The organism is Kitasatospora sp. NE20-6 (assembly GCF_045862635.1).
In genome coordinates, this window is the sequence record NZ_BPRL01000002.1 from 148023 (window position 1) to 164128 (window position 16106).

At 71.8% G+C, this 16106-nt stretch carries 16 protein-coding genes; 14 read left to right on the forward strand and 2 right to left on the reverse strand.

Annotated elements, in window-relative coordinates; translation table 11 throughout:
- The first annotated feature begins 5 nt into the window (after positions 1-5).
- From SNE206_RS01285 to SNE206_RS01345, 13 genes are all read left to right on the forward strand, one after another.
- Positions 6-350 (forward strand): 5-carboxymethyl-2-hydroxymuconate Delta-isomerase, encoded by a 345-nt coding sequence (locus SNE206_RS01285; RefSeq protein ID WP_407911423.1) that lies wholly within the window; start codon positions 6-8, stop codon positions 348-350.
- Between the two features lie 11 nt (positions 351-361).
- Positions 362-907 carry a hypothetical protein gene (locus SNE206_RS01290; RefSeq protein WP_407911424.1) on the forward strand — a complete coding sequence of 182 codons (546 nt, stop codon included), beginning with the start codon at positions 362-364 and terminating at the stop codon, positions 905-907.
- A 117-nt stretch (positions 908-1024) separates the two neighbouring features.
- A complete protein-coding gene (gene pdxS / locus SNE206_RS01295) occupies positions 1025-1936 on the forward strand; it encodes a pyridoxal 5'-phosphate synthase lyase subunit PdxS (RefSeq protein ID WP_407911425.1) in 912 nt (303 codons plus the stop codon).
- Between the two features lie 57 nt (positions 1937-1993).
- On the forward strand, positions 1994-2605 hold the full coding sequence (pdxT, locus tag SNE206_RS01300) for a pyridoxal 5'-phosphate synthase glutaminase subunit PdxT (RefSeq protein ID WP_405010417.1): 612 nt from the start codon (positions 1994-1996) through the stop codon (positions 2603-2605).
- 100 nt (positions 2606-2705) lie between these two features.
- Complete coding sequence (locus SNE206_RS01305; protein ID WP_407911426.1) at positions 2706-3464, forward strand: YebC/PmpR family DNA-binding transcriptional regulator; 759 nt, start codon at positions 2706-2708, stop codon at positions 3462-3464.
- A gap of 187 nt (positions 3465-3651) precedes the next feature.
- Positions 3652-4188 carry a crossover junction endodeoxyribonuclease RuvC gene (gene ruvC / locus SNE206_RS01310; RefSeq protein WP_407911427.1) on the forward strand — a complete coding sequence of 179 codons (537 nt, stop codon included), beginning with the start codon at positions 3652-3654 and terminating at the stop codon, positions 4186-4188.
- On the forward strand, positions 4185-4796 hold the full coding sequence (ruvA, locus tag SNE206_RS01315; RefSeq protein WP_407911428.1) for a Holliday junction branch migration protein RuvA: 612 nt from the start codon (positions 4185-4187) through the stop codon (positions 4794-4796). The genes ruvC and ruvA overlap by 4 nt, the downstream gene beginning before the upstream one ends.
- A gap of 52 nt (positions 4797-4848) precedes the next feature.
- Positions 4849-5937 (forward strand): Holliday junction branch migration DNA helicase RuvB, encoded by a 1089-nt coding sequence (ruvB, locus tag SNE206_RS01320; protein ID WP_407911429.1) that lies wholly within the window; start codon positions 4849-4851, stop codon positions 5935-5937.
- 175 nt (positions 5938-6112) lie between these two features.
- Entirely contained in the window at positions 6113-6517 is a 405-nt protein-coding gene (gene yajC, locus SNE206_RS01325; RefSeq protein WP_407911430.1) for a preprotein translocase subunit YajC, read from the forward strand.
- 145 nt (positions 6518-6662) lie between these two features.
- Positions 6663-8501, forward strand: coding sequence for a protein translocase subunit SecD (gene secD / locus SNE206_RS01330; protein ID WP_407911431.1), 1839 nt, complete (start codon positions 6663-6665; stop codon positions 8499-8501).
- 4 nt (positions 8502-8505) lie between these two features.
- Positions 8506-9624 carry a protein translocase subunit SecF gene (gene secF, locus SNE206_RS01335; RefSeq protein WP_407911432.1) on the forward strand — a complete coding sequence of 373 codons (1119 nt, stop codon included), beginning with the start codon at positions 8506-8508 and terminating at the stop codon, positions 9622-9624.
- A 24-nt stretch (positions 9625-9648) separates the two neighbouring features.
- Complete coding sequence (locus SNE206_RS01340; protein ID WP_407911433.1) at positions 9649-10200, forward strand: adenine phosphoribosyltransferase; 552 nt, start codon at positions 9649-9651, stop codon at positions 10198-10200.
- A 97-nt stretch (positions 10201-10297) separates the two neighbouring features.
- Complete coding sequence (locus SNE206_RS01345) at positions 10298-12808, forward strand: RelA/SpoT family protein (RefSeq protein WP_407911434.1); 2511 nt, start codon at positions 10298-10300, stop codon at positions 12806-12808.
- A gap of 71 nt (positions 12809-12879) precedes the next feature.
- On the opposite strand, the gene SNE206_RS01350 is transcribed toward SNE206_RS01345, so the two are convergent.
- Together SNE206_RS01350 and SNE206_RS01355 are read right to left on the reverse strand one after the other, a co-directional pair.
- Complete coding sequence (locus SNE206_RS01350; RefSeq protein WP_407911435.1) at positions 12880-14109, reverse strand: DUF349 domain-containing protein; 1230 nt, start codon at positions 14107-14109, stop codon at positions 12880-12882.
- Between the two features lie 257 nt (positions 14110-14366).
- Positions 14367-15164, reverse strand: a complete 798-nt coding sequence (locus tag SNE206_RS01355) for a peptidylprolyl isomerase (RefSeq protein WP_407911436.1) — start codon at positions 15162-15164, stop codon at positions 14367-14369.
- 222 nt (positions 15165-15386) lie between these two features.
- Here SNE206_RS01355 and SNE206_RS01360 point away from each other — a divergent pair, with 222 nt between their 5' ends.
- Positions 15387-16100, forward strand: coding sequence for an MBL fold metallo-hydrolase (locus tag SNE206_RS01360; protein ID WP_407911437.1), 714 nt, complete (start codon positions 15387-15389; stop codon positions 16098-16100).
- The last annotated feature ends 6 nt before the right edge of the window (positions 16101-16106 follow it).

The following is a 16106-nucleotide window of genomic DNA, read 5'->3' on the forward strand; positions in this document are numbered from 1 at the left end:
CTGTCGTGCCGCAGATTTTCGTCGACCACTCGTCCGGGACCGCCCTCGACCGGCGCGCTTTCGCCGCCGAGCTGCACCCGCTGGTGGCCGCTGTGATCAACACCACGGTGGAGGCGTGCAAGACCCGGTTCCGGGTCGCCGAGGAGGAGTTCCTCGGCGACGGCGGCGCCGGCCGCTCCGCCGTGTACGTGGAGCTGAAGGTGCTGGCCGGGCGCAGCCCGCAGACCCGCGCCGAGCTGAGCGAGGCGGTGCTGGGCCTGCTCAAGCGGTACGTCACCGGTGAGCGGGTGCACCTGGCCGTCAACGTGGTGGAGCTCGACCCGGCCGTCTACCGGGCGGCCTCCCTGTAGCGTTTCCGCCCGTGACTACCTGGATCTGGGCCGTTGCGGCCGTCGTCGTGTCCGCCGTCTACCTGAGCTGGACGGCCGGCCGGCTGGACCGGCTGCACGCGCGGATCGACGCGGCCCGGGCCTCGCTCGACGCCCAACTCCTGCGCCGGGCCTCGGTGGCGCAGGAGTTGGCGACCTCCGCGCTGCTGGACCCCGCGGCCTCCCTGCTGCTGTACGAGGCCTCGCACGCCGCCCGGCAGACCGAGGACGAGCACCGGGAGGTCGCGGAGAGCGAGTTGAGCCTCGCCCTGCGCGCGGTGTTCGCCGAGCCGGAGCAGGTGGAGGTGCTGCTGCGGGCACCCGGCGGCGAGGAGGCGGTGCGTGATCTGACCGCCGCGGTGCGGCGGGTGCCGATGGCGCGGCGGTTCCACAACGACGCGGTGCGCGCGGCCCGTGCGGTGCGCGAGCACCGTCTGGTGCGGTACTTCCGCCTGGCGGGGCGCGCGCCCTTCCCGATGGCGTTCGAGATGGACGACGAGCCCCCGGCGGTGTTCACCCCGGAGGGCGCCCCCGCCTGAACGGTTACTGTTTGTCGTACCCGGGCGTTCCGGCTGGACTGTATGGCGCATCGGTAAGGGGCGTCCCGGGCCTACGATTAGTCGATAGCACTGGTTCATCTTCGAGTGAGGTCTTACGTGTCCACCCTCCCCATCACCGCAGACCAGCCGCAGATCGGCACCGCCCGCGTCAAGCGCGGCATGGCCGAGCAGCTCAAGGGCGGTGTGATCATGGACGTGGTCAACGCCGAGCAGGCGAAGATCGCCGAGGACGCCGGTGCTGTCGCCGTCATGGCGCTGGAGCGGGTGCCCGCGGACATCCGCAAGGACGGCGGCGTCGCCCGCATGTCGGACCCGAACATGATCGAGGAGATCATCGCCGCGGTCTCCATCCCGGTCATGGCGAAGTCCCGCATCGGCCACTTCGTCGAGGCACAGGTCCTGCAGTCGCTCGGTGTCGACTACATCGACGAGTCCGAGGTGCTGACCCCGGCCGACGAGGTCAACCACTCCGACAAGTTCGCGTTCACCACGCCGTTCGTCTGCGGCGCCACCAACCTCGGTGAGGCGCTGCGCCGCATCGCCGAGGGCGCGGCGATGATCCGCTCGAAGGGCGAGGCCGGCACCGGCAACGTCGTCGAGGCCGTCCGCCACCTGCGCCAGATCAAGAACGAGATCGCCAAGCTGCGCGGCTTCGACAACAACGAGCTGTACGCCGCCGCCAAGGAGCTGCGCGCGCCGTACGAGCTCGTCAAGGAGGTCTCCGAGCTCGGCAAGCTGCCGGTCGTGCTGTTCTCCGCCGGCGGTGTGGCCACCCCGGCCGACGCCGCGCTCATGCGCCAGCTCGGCGCCGAGGGCGTCTTCGTCGGCTCCGGCATCTTCAAGTCCGGTGACCCGGCCAAGCGCGCCGCCGCCATCGTGAAGGCCACCACCTTCTTCGACGACCCGAAGATCATCGCCGACGCCTCCCGCAACCTGGGCGAGGCCATGGTCGGCATCAACTGCGACACCCTGCCGGAGACCGAGCGCTACGCCAACCGCGGCTGGTAACACCCGCGCCGGGCCGGTGCATGCCCCCCCCGAGCAACGACCGAAGAGGAAAAGACCGTGTCCAGCAGCACCCCCACCATCGGCGTCCTGGCCCTCCAGGGCGACGTCCGCGAGCACCTGATAGCGCTGGCCGCCGCCGACGCGGTGGCCCGCCCGGTGCGGCGTGCCGAGGAACTGGCCGAGGTGGACGCCCTGGTGATCCCCGGCGGCGAGTCCACCACGATGTCCAAGCTGGCGCTGCTCTTCGGCGTGATGGACCCGCTGCGCGCGCGCGTCGCGGCGGGCATGCCGGTCTACGGCACGTGCGCGGGCATGATCATGCTGGCCGACAAGATCCTCGACGGCCGGGACGACCAGGAGACGGTCGGCGGCATCGACATGACCGTGCGCCGCAACGCCTTCGGCCGGCAGAACGAGTCGTTCGAGTCGGGGGTCTCCTTCCGCGGCCTGGAGGGTGCGCCGGTCAACGGCGTGTTCATCCGCGCCCCCTGGGTGGAGGCGGTCGGCGAGGGCGTCGAGGTGCTGGCCGAGGTGCCCGCCGCCGACGGCCCGGACAGCCGGATCGTGGCCGTCCGGCAGGGCCACCTGCTGGCGACCTCGTTCCACCCCGAGCTCACCGGCGACCACCGGGTGCACGAGTACTTCGTGCGCATGGTCGAGGGTGCCTGAATCCCGCGCGGTGGCGCGCTGACCGTGTGCCACCCGCCGGTGACGGCACCGGTAGGATCTCCTCTGTTCATTTCTCTTCGGCGACGTAAAGGAGCTGGCGATGTCCGGCCACTCTAAGTGGGCTACCACCAAGCACAAGAAGGCCGTGATCGACGCCAAGCGCGGCAAGCTCTTCGCCAAGATGATCAAGAACATCGAGGTGGCGGCGCGCACCGGCGGCGGCGACCCGACCGGCAACCCCACGCTCTACGACGCCATCCAGAAGGCCAAGAAGAGCTCGGTCCCGATCGACAACATCAACCGCGCCGTCAAGCGCGGCTCGGGTGCCGAGGCCGGCGGCGCCGACTACTCGACGATCATGTACGAGGGCTACGGCCCCAACGGCGTGGCCGTCCTCATCGAGTGCCTCACCGACAACCGCAACCGCGCGGCCTCCGACGTGCGCGTCGCGATGACCCGCAACGGCGGCTCGATGGCCGACCCGAACTCGGTGTCGTACCTGTTCAACCGCAAGGGCGTCGTGATCGTCCCCAAGGCCGACGGCGTCGACGAGGACAAGGTCTTCGAGGTCGTCCTGGAGGCCGGCGCCGAGGAGGTCAACGACCTCGGCGAGTCCTTCGAGATCCTCTCCGAGGCCACGGACATGGTCGCGGTGCGCACCGCGCTGGTGGACGCCGGCATCGACTACGACTCGGCCGACGCCAACTTCGTCCCGAGCATGCAGGTCGAGCTGGACGTCGACGGCGCCCGCAAGATCCTCAAGCTCATCGACGCCCTGGAGGACAGCGACGACGTGCAGAACGTCTTCGCCAACTTCGACATCAGCGACGAGGTCGGTGCCCAGCTCGACGCCGAGTGAGCCGACACCCCTTCCGGCCCGGCGGTCCCCCACGGGACCGCCGGGCCGGTGTCGTCGGCGGCGCTGTCGGAGGCGACCGGTAGCCTTCGCAGGTCACCGGCCGCAGGCCGCCGGACCGGCCCACCGCCGGCCGGCACCCGCAGGACCCCCGGCCGGGCGGCGCAACACGGAGAGGCGGTGCCGTCAGGTGCGAGTGCTGGGCGTGGACCCTGGGCTGACCAGGTGCGGCGTGGGCGTGGTCGACGGCGCCCCGGGCCGCCCGCTGCGCATGGTCGGCGTCGGTGTCGTCCGCACCCCGGCCGACGCCGACATCGGCCACCGGCTGCTGCAGATCGAGCAGGGCCTGGAGCAGTGGCTGGACGAGCACCGGCCCGACCTGGTCGCCGTCGAGCGGGTCTTCGCCCAGCACAACGTCCGCACCGTGATGGGCACCGCGCAGGCCAGCGCGGTCGCCATGCTCTGCGCCACCCGGCGCGGCATCCCCGTCACCCTGCACACCCCGAGCGAGGTCAAGGCCGCCGTGACCGGCTCGGGCCGCGCCGACAAGGCGCAGGTCACCGCGATGGTGCAGCGCCTGCTGCGGCTGGACGCCCCGCCCAAGCCCGCCGACGCCGCCGACGCGCTGGCCCTGGCCATCTGCCACATCTGGCGCGGCGGCGCCCAGGACCGCATCGCCGCCGCCCTCGCCAAGGCACCCCGCGCACGTCAGGAGCACGTCCGATGATCGCGTTCGTCCAGGGGCCGGTGGCCCACATCGCGGCCGGCACCGCCGTCGTCGAGGTCGGCGGGGTGGGCATGGCCGTCCAGTGCACCCCCGCCACGCTCGCCGGGCTCCGCCTCGGCGAGAGCGCCCGGCTCGCCACCTCCCTCGTCGTGCGCGAGGACTCGCTCACCCTGTTCGGCTTCGCGGACGACGACGAGCGGGCGCTCTTCGAGGTCCTGCAGGCCGCCCCCGGTGTCGGCCCCCGGCTGGCGCAGGCCATGCTCGGCGTGCACAGCCCGGACGCGCTGCGCGCCGCCGTCGCCGGCGGCGACGAGAAGGCACTGATCGCGGTGCCCGGCATCGGCAAGGCCAAGGCGGCCAAGCTGCTCCTGGAGTACAAGGACAAGCTCGGGGCGCCGCGCGGCTCCGTCCCCGCGCAGAAGCCCGTCGCGACCGGCCCCGCACCGTGGCACGAACAGCTGCACGCCGCGCTCGTCGGCCTCGGTTACGCACCGCGCGAGGCGGACGACGCGGTGGCCGCCGTCACCCCGGAGGCCGAGGCGCAGACCACCCCGGACGTCGGCGCGCTGCTCCGCTCCGCACTGCGCGGCCTCAACCGCAGCCGCTGACGCCCCACCCGCCTGACGACCTGTCACCTTGTCGACATTGGAGCCCGCCCCGATGAGCCCGTACGACTCCGACCCCGCCGACCACCCGGCCGGCGACCGCCTGGTCGCGGCGGCCGCCGACGGCGAGGACCAGGCGGTCGAGGCGGCCCTGCGCCCCAAGCTGCTCGACGAGTTCATCGGCCAGGAGCGCGTCCGCGAGCAGCTCTCACTGGTGCTGCAGGCCGCCCGCAAGCGCGGCGCCGCCCCCGACCACGTGCTGCTCAGCGGCCCGCCCGGGCTCGGCAAGACCACCCTCTCCATGATCATCGCCGCCGAGCTGGGCGCCCCGATCCGCATCACCTCCGGCCCCGCCATCCAGCACGCCGGCGACCTCGCCGCCATCCTCTCCTCGCTCACCGAGGGCGAGGTGCTCTTCCTCGACGAGATCCACCGGATGTCCCGCCCCGCCGAGGAGATGCTCTACATGGCGATGGAGGACTTCCGGGTCGACGTGATCGTCGGCAAGGGCCCCGGCGCCACCGCGATCCCGCTGGAACTCCCGCCCTTCACCCTGGTCGGCGCCACCACCCGGGCCGGCCTCCTGCCCCCGCCGCTGCGCGACCGCTTCGGCTTCACCGGCCACATGGAGTTCTACGCCGCCGCCGAACTCGAACGGGTCGTGCACCGCTCCGCCTCGCTGCTCGACGTCACCATCGACCCGGCGGGCGCCGCCGAGATCGCCGGCCGCTCCCGGGGCACCCCCCGCATCGCCAACCGCCTCCTGCGCCGTGTCCGCGACTACGCGCAGGTCAGGCACGACGGCCGGGTCTCCCGGGAGATCGCCACCCGGGCGCTCGACGTCTACGAGGTCGACGCCCGCGGGCTCGACCGGCTCGACCGGGCCGTGCTGACCGCCCTGCTGCGCCTCTTCGGCGGCGGCCCGGTGGGCCTGTCGACCCTGGCCGTCGCGGTGGGGGAGGAGTCCGAGACGGTCGAGGAGGTCGCCGAGCCCTTCCTCGTCCGGGAGGGCCTGCTCGCCCGCACCCCGCGCGGGCGGATCGCCACCGCGGCGGCGTGGCAGCACCTCGGGATGACCCCGCCGATCGCGGGGGCCGGACCCGGGACGTCCGGACAGGCTTCTTTGTTCCCGGACGGCCGGTAGCCCGCAGCCGAAAAACGGGGGCATGCCAAGGGTCGCCACTTTCGGCGGCAGGATGCGATGCTTGGCGTTGTCCGATCAGTGCGGGTCGCCTAGACTCCGCCGGACCGCCCCTCTCGACCGACGGGCCGACGTATACCAGGCCGCCGGGCAAGGCGGCCCGCAAAGGACCCTGGCTGTGGCTAATCTCATCATCCTTCTCCTCCCGATCGTTGCGATCTTCCTGATGTTCCGCTCGCAGAAGAAGCGCCAGTCGCAGCAGCAGTCGATGCAGGCGACGCTCCAGCCCGGTGCCGGCGTGCGGACGATCGGTGGCCTGTACGCCCAGGTCAAGGCGGTCAACGAGGAGACCGTCGAGCTCGAGATCGCCCCCGGTGTGGTCACGTACTTCACCAAGGGCGCCATCGCCGCCGTGCTGGAGCCGCTCGAGTACGACGCGATCATCAACGGCCGCCCCGTCGAGGAGCCGGCCGACGAGACGCCCGCCGAGGACGCCGTCGAGGCCGAGGCCGGGTCGCTCAGCCTCACCAAGGACGACTCGGACAGCGTCACGGCCGACCGAGAGACCCCCGGGACCAAGTAGTACGGTCGGGCTCTGCCAGGCCGTGCGGCATCCGGCCGCCGGCCCCACATGATCTCAGGGCCGCCCAGCGCCGCCTTCCCCCTTCCCGTCGAGAGCCGGACCGGGGTGCGGCCCGCGGCGGCATGGACAGGGAGAAACGAGCAAGGTGGCAACACCCAAGTCGCGCCAGCGCGACGGTTACCCGGGGCGGGCGCTGGCCCTGATCCTGGTGGTCACCGTCGGACTGGTCGCCCTCATGTTCGGGACGGGCAGCAAGACGCCGCGTCTCGGGATCGATCTCGCCGGCGGCACCAGCGTCACCCTGACCGCGAAGTCGGACGACAAGGCCGCGATCAACAAGTCCAACATGGACATCGCGGTCGGCATCATCCAGAAGCGCGTCAACGGCATGGGCGTCTCCGAGGCGGAGGTCCAGACCCAGGGCGACAGCAACATCATCGTCAACATTCCCAACGGCGGTGACAAGCAGGCTGCGATCGCCCAGATCGGCACGACTGCCAAGCTCTACTTCCGTCCGGTGCTCGCCCTCGCGCCGACCGGGGTCAACCCGGCCGACGTGACCGGTTCGCCGAGCCCCTCCGGCAGCGCGAGCAGCAGCGCCAGCCCGTCGGCGACCGCCTCCGGTGCCGCGGCCGCTCCCGCCGGCAGCGCCTCCCCGTCCGGCAAGGCCACCGCCTCCGCGAGCGCCAGCAAGGCCGGTCGCGCGGTCAGCGACGCGCTGAAGGCCGACCCGTCGGCCTCGGCGTCGCCCTCCGCGAAGGCCTCCGGCTCCGCGTCGGCCGCCGCCGCCGCGAGCAGCAGCGCCACGCCGACCGCCGCCCCCAGCAGCATGAGCCCGGCCGAGCTGAGCGCCGCCCTCACCCAGGGCACCGTCCCGGCCGACCTGCAGGCGCAGTTCGCCGCGCTGGACTGCTCGGACCAGACCAAGCGCACCGACTACCAGTCGGACGCCGCCAAGAACGCCGTCGCGTGCTCCTACGACGACGAGCAGGGCGTCTGGTACAAGTTCGCCCTCGGCCCGGTCGCCGTGAACGGCTCGGACGTCTCCAAGGCGCAGGCCGGCTACGACACCCAGCGCGCCAACGGCTGGCAGGTCGACCTGACCTTCAGCGACGCCGGCTCCAAGGCGTTCGCCACCACCACCGCCGCCCTGGCCGCGCAGGCCTCCCCGGCGAACCAGTTCGCGATCGTGCTCGACGGCAAGGTGGTCTCCCACCCGTACGTCAGCCAGTCCATCACCGGCGGCTCCGCGACGATCTCCGGCAGCTTCTCGCAGGACGACGCCAAGAGCCTCGGCAACGTCCTGAGCTACGGCGCCCTGCCGCTGACCTTCGCCACCAGCGACGTCACGACCGTGTCGCCCCAGCTCGGCGGCGACCAGCTGCACGCCGGCCTGATCGCCGGTGCGATCGGCCTGATCCTGGTGATCATCTACTCGCTGGTCTACTACCGCGGCCTCGGCCTGGTCTCCATCGCCGGTCTGCTCGTCTCGGCGATCCTGACCTACGCCATCATGTGCCTCCTCGGCAACGGCATCGGCTTCGCGCTCAACCTGCCGGCGGTCTGCGGCGCCATCGTGGCGATCGGCATCACCGCGGACTCGTTCATCGTGTACTTCGAGCGCATCCGCGACGAGGTCCGCGACGGCGCCCCGCTGCGCCCGGCGGTCCAGCGCGCCTGGCCGCGCGCCCGGCGCACCATCCTGGTGTCCGACTTCGTGTCGTTCCTCTGTGCCGCCGTGCTCTACGTCGTGTCGGTGGGCAAGGTGCAGGGCTTCGCGTTCACCCTGGGCCTGACCACGCTGCTCGACATCGTGGTGATCTTCCTCTTCACCAAGCCGCTGATCACGCTGCTGGCGCGGCGGAAGTTCTTCTCGGACGGCCACCCGATGTCCGGTCTGGACCCGAAGCGCCTCGGCGCCCGTCCGCCGATCCGTGGCAGCCGTCGCCGTCCCGCCGCCCCCGCGGCCCCCAAGGAGGCCTGACGCCATGTCCCTTCGGAACATCGGCCACCGGCTGTACCAGGGCGAGGTCAGCTTCGACTTCGTCGGCAGGCGCAAGCTCTGGTACTCCATCTCCGGCGTCATCGTCCTCGTCGCGGCGGTCGGCCTCGCCATGGGCCTGCACCTGGGCATCGAGTTCAAGGGCGGCTCGGTCTACACCGTCCAGAAGCAGGGCCTGACCATCGAGCAGGCGCAGGGCGTCGCCAACGACATCACCGGCGGCACGACCGCGCAGGTGCAGCAGCTCGGCGACGGCAAGATCCGCATCCAGGTCAGCTCCGAGGAGAAGGTCAGCGGCCCGGCGTTCGTCGAGGAGCTCTCCAAGGACCTCGGCGTCCAGGCCAAGGACATCGACGCCCAGGTCATCGGCCCCTCCTGGGGCGAGCAGATCTCCGAGAAGGCCCTCCTCGGCCTGGTGATCTTCATGGTGCTCGTCACCGTGTACCTCGCCATCGCCTTCGAGTGGCGGATGGCGCTGGCCGCCCTGGTCGCGCTCATCCACGACCTCCTGATCACCATCGGCGTCTACGCCCTGGTCGGCTTCGAGGTCACCCCGGGCACCGTGATCGGCTTCCTGACGATCCTCGGCTACTCGCTCTACGACACGGTCGTCGTCTTCGACACCGTGAAGGAGAACACCCGGGGCATCACGAAGCAGAACCGGCGCACCTACAGCGAGGCCGCCAACCACGCGCTCAACCAGACGCTGGTCCGCTCGATCAACACCACCGTGGTGGCCCTTCTCCCGGTCGCGGCGCTGCTGTTCATCGGTGGCGGCCTGCTGGGCGCGGGCACCCTGAACGACATCTCGCTCGCCCTGTTCATCGGCCTCGCGGCCGGTGCCTACTCCTCCATCTGCGTCGCCACCCCGCTGCTCGCGCAGCTGAAGGAGCAGACGCCGGAGATGAAGGCGCTCGCCAAGCGGGTCGCCCAGCGCCGGGCCGCCGACGCCAAGGCCGCCGAGGCGGCCGAGGCGGCGGGGGAGACCCCGGAGGGCGCCGAGGGCGCAGAGGACGGCGAGGACGTGCCGGCGGGTATGGTCGGACAGCGCCACCAGCCGGTCAACCGGTCCCGCACCAAGGGCCGTCCGTCCGGCAAGCGCTGAGATCCGCAGACCGAAGGAACCCACGTGACCTCCCCCGACACCGCCCTCTCCGCGCTGCTCACCAGCCGGATCAAGGACGTACCGGACTACCCGAAGCCCGGCGTGCTGTTCAAGGACATCGCGCCGCTGCTCGCCGACGCCGAGGCCTTCGGCGCCCTCACCCGGGCGCTCGCCGACCGGGCGAAGGAGCTCGGGGCGACCAAGGTGGTCGGGCTGGAGGCACGCGGGTTCGTCCTCGCGGCGCCCGCGGCGTTCGCGGCCGGGCTCGGCTTCGTGCCGATCCGCAAGAAGGGCAAGCTGCCCGGCGACGTCTTCTCCCGGTCGTACGACCTGGAGTACGGCTCCGCCACGCTGGAGGTGCAGTGCGACGCCTTCACCCCGGGTGAGCGCGTCCTGGTCGTCGACGACGTCCTCGCCACCGGCGGCACCATCGGGGCCTCCCTGGACCTCGTCCAGGAGGCCGGTGCGGAGCTGGCCGGGGTGGTCGTGCTCATGGAGCTCGGCTTCCTCGACGGCCGGGCGCGGCTCGCCCCGCACCTGGACGGGGCACCGCTGGAGACCCTCGTCACCGTCTGAGACGGACGGATCGGAGCGGCGGCCGGGGTGACCCGGCCGCCGCTCCGTCGTCTCCGCACGCCGGGCGGCCGACCGGGCGGGCCGCACTCTCGGTACCATGAAGATTCATCCCCTTCCGGTTGTGCGACCGGCGGGTGCGACCGATGGCGCGACCGCCCGTCCGTGGGGAGAAGGCCCTGCCCCCCGAGGAGTGTCCTTGCCCGACGAGGTTGTGCCCACGGCCGAGGCCGCCGGTCCCGAGAGCCGCCCGACACCCGCCGGTGCCGGTCCGGCGCGTCCGGCCCCGCCGTCCTCCGCCCACCGCCCCTCGCCGGGCGGCATGCGCGCGCGCCTGGCCCGCCTCGGCGGCCAGCGCAGCACCGCGGTCAACCCCGTCCTGGAGCCGTTGTTCCGTACGATCCGGGCGCAGGACCCGAAGGCCGACCCCGCCCTGCTCAAGGACATCGAGCGGGCGTACGCCGTCGCCGAGAAGTGGCACCGCGGGCAGAAGCGCAAGAGCGGCGACCCGTACATCACCCACCCGCTGGCGGTGGCGACGATCCTGGCCGAGCTCGGCATGGACGCACCGACGCTGATGGCGGGCCTGCTGCACGACACCGTCGAGGACACCGACTACGGCCTGGAGACGCTCCGCCGCGACTTCGGCGACTCCGTGGCGCTGCTCGTCGACGGCGTCACCAAGCTCGACCGGGTCAAGTTCGGCGAGGCCGCGCAGGCCGAGACCGTGCGCAAGATGGTCGTCGCGATGGCCAAGGACCCGCGCGTCCTGGTGATCAAGCTCGCCGACCGGCTGCACAACATGCGCACCATGCGGTACCTCAAGCGGGAGAAGCAGGAGAAGAAGGCCCGCGAGACGCTGGAGATCTACGCCCCGCTGGCGCACCGGCTGGGCATGAACACCATCAAGTGGGAGCTGGAGGACCTCGCCTTCGCGATCCTCTACCCCAAGATGTACGACGAGATCGTGCGCCTGGTCGCCGAACGCGCGCCCAAGCGCGACGAGTACCTCGCCACCGTCATCGACCAGGTGCAGGGCGACCTGCGGGGCGCCCGGATCACCGCGCAGACCACCGGCCGGCCGAAGCACTACTACTCGGTCTACCAGAAGATGATCGTGCGGGGCCGCGACTTCGCCGAGATCTACGACCTGGTGGGCATCCGCGTCCTGGTCGACACCGTCCGCGACTGCTACGCGGCGCTGGGCACCATCCACGCACGGTGGAACCCGGTGCCGGGGCGGTTCAAGGACTACATCGCGATGCCCAAGTTCAACATGTACCAGTCGCTGCACACGACGGTCATCGGGCCCGGCGGCAAGCCGGTCGAGCTGCAGATCCGCACCTTCGACATGCACCGCCGCGCCGAGTACGGCATCGCCGCGCACTGGAAGTACAAGCAGCGCGCCGTGGCCGGCACCTCCAAGGTGCGCACCGACACCCCGGCGTCCGCCCGCAAGCACGACAAGGCCGACGCGGTCAACGAGATGGCCTGGCTGCGGCAGCTCCTCGACTGGCAGAAGGAGACCGAGGACCCGAGCGAGTTCCTGGAGTCGCTGCGCTTCGACCTCTCCAGCAACGAGGTCTTCGTCTTCACCCCCAAGGGCGACGTCATAGCGCTGCCCGCGAAGGCCACCCCGGTGGACTTCGCGTTCGCCGTGCACACGGAGGTCGGCTACCGCTGCATCGGCGCCCGGGTCAACGGGCGCCTCGTGCCGCTGGAGTCGGAGCTGGAGAACGGCGACGCCGTCGAGGTGTTCACCTCCAAGGCGGAGAACGCCGGGCCGTCCCGCGACTGGCTGACCTTCGTCAAGTCGCCCCGGGCCCGCAACAAGATCCGCGCGTGGTTCTCCAAGGAGCGCCGCGAGGAGGCCATCGAGCAGGGCAAGGAGGCCATCGCCCGCGCGATGCGCAAGCAGGGCCTGCCGATCCAGCGGATCCTCACCGGCGACTCCCTCGTCACGCTCGCGCACGAGATGCGCTACCCGGACATCTCCTCGCTGTACGCGGCGATCGGTGAGGGCCACGTCGCCGCGCAGTCGATCGTGCAGAAGCTCGTCCAGGCGCTGGGCGGCGAGGAGGGCGCCACCGAGGACCTCGCCGAGACGGCCACCCCGACCCACCAGAGCCGCTCGCTGCGCCGGCACGCCAAGGGCGACCCGGGCGTCATCGTCAAGGGCGTGGAGGACCTCTGGGTCAAGCTCGCCCGGTGCTGCACGCCCGTCCCGGGAGACCCGATCGTGGGCTTCGTGACCCGCGGCAACGGCGTCTCGATCCACCGGTCGGACTGCGTGAACGTCGAGGACCTCTCCCAGCAGCCCGAGCGCATGATCGAGGTGGAGTGGGCGGCGACGCAGTCGTCGGTCTTCCTGGTCGCGATCCAGGTCGAGGCGCTGGACCGCTCCCGGCTGCTCTCGGACGTCACCCGCGTGCTCTCCGACCAGCACGTCAACATCCTGTCGGCGGCGGTGCAGACCTCCCGCGACCGGGTGGCGATGAGCCGCTTCACCTTCGAGATGGGCGACCCGAAGCACCTGGGCCACGTCCTGAAGGCCGTCCGCGGCGTCGAGGGCGTGTACGACGTCTACCGGGTGACCTCCGCCAAGAAGTAGGCGGCGGGCCGGAGCACGCGGAAGGGCCCCCTCACCGAGGGGGCCCTTCCGTGCGTACCGGGGGAGAGGCGTCAGCCGCCGAACTCCTCCAGGCTCTTCTGCGCCTGGTCGAGCAGCGACTGACGGCCCGCCAGCTCGGCCTCCAGCTTGGCGACGCGGTTCGCGTTGCCGGCCGCCCGCGCCTTCGCGAGGTCACCCTCCAGGCGCTCGACGGCCTGCTGCAGCAGCCCCGTCATGCCGGCCGCGCGGGCCTTGGCCTCCGGGTTGGTGCGCTGCCACTCGGCCTCCTCCGCCTCGCGGACCGCCCGCTCGACGGTGTTCAGCCGGGCGTCGAGCCCGCCGCGAGAGGTCCGCGGCACGTGGCCGACGGCCTCCCACCGCTCGTTCACGTCCCGCAGCGCGGCCTTGGCCGCCCTGAGGTCGGTGATCGGGAGGATCGCCTCGGCCTCGACGAGGAGCGCCTCCTTGAGCTTCTGGTTCTCGCCCTGCTCGGCGTCGCGCTCGCTGAACGCGGCGGAACGCGCCTGGAAGAAGACGTCCTGGGCGCCGCGGAACCGCGCCCACAGCTCCTCCTCGGCATCCCGCTGGGCGCGCCCGGCGGACTTCCACTGCGTCATGAGATCGCGGTACGCGGCCGCGGTGTCACCCCACTCGGTGGAGCCGGACAGCGCCTCCGCCTCGGCGACGAGCTTCTCCTTGGCCGCCCGCGCGTGCTCACGCTCACTGTCGAGCGCCGCGAAGTGCGACTTGCGGTGCTTGGAGAACACCGAGCGGGCGTGCGAGAAGCGGTGCCACAACTCGTCGTCGCTCTTGCGGTCCAGCCGGGGCAGGCCCTTCCAGGTGTCGACCAGCGCGCGCAGCCGGTCCCCGGCCTCCCGCCACTGGGTCGACTCGGCGAGCTGCTCGGCCTCGGTGACCAGCGCCTCCTTCGCGGACCTGGTCTCCTCCTGGGCCTTCGCGCGGGCGGCCCGGCGCTCGGTCTGGCGGGTCTCGATCTCGCCGCTCAGGGTTTCGAGGCGCTTGTCGAGCGCGGCCAGGTCACCGACCGCGTGCGCCTCCGTCACCTGGGCCTTCAGGTGGTCCAGCGCGACCTGGGCCTCCTTGGCGGCGAGGTCGGTCTTGCGGACGCGGTGCTCCAGGAGGCCGATCTCGGCCTCCAGGCCCTGGTACTTGCGCTCGAAGTAGGCGAGGGCCTCCTCGGGCGAGCCCGCCTGCCAGGAACCGACGACGCGTTCGCCCTCCGCCGTCCTCACGTAGACGGTCCCCTGCTCGTCGACACGGCCCCACGGGTCGCTGCTCACAGCGCCTCCTCCACATGACGTCCCGCACCCGCCGCGGCGGGCCGGGACGTCGTCCACAGATGAATGTGCGGCGGACCGATGGAGCCCGCCGTTCTGCCGCCGTACGCTGCCGAGGGTGACGGCCGACGGTCAGGGCACCCTATACAACAGCAACATAGGCGACCAGTGTCGGTGCTGTCCGCATCCGGGGAGGGTGATTTCCCGGCGGCGCCGCGGCCCGGGCCGCGGTCGGCGGCCCGGGTCACGGAACGGGTCGGTCAACCCTTGGTCGTCGTCACCGAGTTGAGGACGATGTCGGCCACCGGGGCGCCGTCGCCGCCGCCACCCTGCACACCGCCGGCCGCGATGTTCTGGACGACGTCGAGGCCGGCCGTCACCTTGCCGAACGGCGTGTAGTTCGGCGGCAGCTGGGTGTCCTTGTAGACCAGGAAGAACTGGCTGCCGTTGGTGCCCGCGCCCGCGTTGGCCATCGCGACGGTGCCCGCGGGGTAGGTCGCCCCGGTCAGGTTCTCGTCCGCGAACTGGTAGCCCGGGCCGCCGGAGCCGGAGCCGGTCGGGTCGCCGCACTGGAGCACGAAGATGCCCTCGGTGGTGAGGCGGTGGCACTTGGTGTGGTCGAAGTACTTCTCGCCGGACAGGAAGGCGAAGGAGTTCACGGTGTGCGGGGCCTTGGCGGCGTCCAGCGCGATCGTGACCTTGCCGCAGCTGGTGTCCAGCGCCATGGTGTAGGCGGCCTTGGTGTCGACCGACATCGCCGGCTCGGTCTTGAACTGCTTGCCGTTCGGCTGGCCCGCGGCGGGCGTCGTGCAGCCCTTGACCGGAGCCGCCGCCGGGGTGGCACTGGCCTGCGGCGAAGCCGTGTCGGCCTTCTTCGGGTCGGAGTCGAACGCACCGCCCGTCCAGAGGCCGACGCCCGCGACCACGACGACCGCGACCGCGGCACCGACGATCGCGTTGCGGCGCTTGCGCGCCTTCCGGGACGCCTCGCGGCGCTCAATCTGCCGCTCGTACTTCTCGCGGGCGAGCTGCCGCCGCCGCTGTTCGCTGCTGACCACCGGCCGTGTCTCCTACTGCTGATGCGCGGGTTGGTGTGTTCCGGTGCGGATCATCGCATCCGCAGGCGGCCAAGTGTAAGGACCCCGTGCGTAAGTACGAGATCAAACGGTGCCGCGGCCGTGCTATCTGGTTCGCTCCCGGTGCCGTGGCGCCGGTAGGCTGCGGTGTGACCAGGCGGTGACATCACGGGCCCCGCCTCCTGAACCGACCGAAGGAATCACGTGTTCGTCGCCGGATTTCCCGCCGGAGCCTGGGGCACCAACTGCTACCTCGTCGCTCCGGCCGCCGGCGAGGAGTGCGTGATCGTCGACCCCGGCCACCAGGCCGCGCAGGGCGTCGAGGACCTGATCCGCGAGCACCGGCTGAAGCCCGTCGCCGTGCTGCTCACCCACGGCCACATCGACCACATCGCCTCCGTCGTGCCGGTCTGCGGCGCACAGGGCGTGCCGGCCTGGATCCACCCCGAGGACCGCTACATGATGGCCGACCCGGCCCGCGGCCTCGGCCGTGCGCTCGGGCAGCAGATCATGGGCTCCATCACCGTCGGCGAGCCGGACGACGTCCGCGAGCTGACCGACGGCGCCCTCCTGGAACTGGCGGGCCTGCAGCTCACCGTCGACCACGCGCCCGGCCATACCAAGGGGTCGGTGACCTTCCGGACGCCCTCAGCCGCCGACGTCCCGCCGGTGCTGTTCTCGGGCGACCTGCTGTTCGCCGGCTCCATCGGGCGCACGGACCTCCCCGGCGGCGACAGCAAGGCGATCATGGATTCGCTGGCCCGGGTGTGCCTGCCCCTCGACGACGCCACCGTGGTCCTCTCCGGCCACGGATCCCAGACCACCATCGGCCGTGAGCGCGCCACCAACCCCTACCTCCAGCAGGCGGCGGGCGCCGGCTCCGCCGGGAGCGCAGCCGCTCCGCGACGAGGAATGTGACGGAAG

Bases quoted from the DNA above. Each gene is read 5' to 3' on its own strand.
- ruvB (WP_407911429.1), top strand. From the start codon at position 4,849: ATGAGCCCGTACGACTCCGACCCCGCCGACCACCCGGCCGGCGACCGC.
- ruvA (WP_407911428.1), top strand. From the start codon at position 4,185: ATGATCGCGTTCGTCCAGGGGCCGGTGGCCCACATCGCGGCCGGCACC.
- secF (WP_407911432.1), top strand. From the start codon at position 8,506: ATGTCCCTTCGGAACATCGGCCACCGGCTGTACCAGGGCGAGGTCAGC.
- SNE206_RS01345 (WP_407911434.1), top strand. From the start codon at position 10,298: ATGAAGATTCATCCCCTTCCGGTTGTGCGACCGGCGGGTGCGACCGAT.
- SNE206_RS01305 (WP_407911426.1), top strand. From the start codon at position 2,706: ATGTCCGGCCACTCTAAGTGGGCTACCACCAAGCACAAGAAGGCCGTG.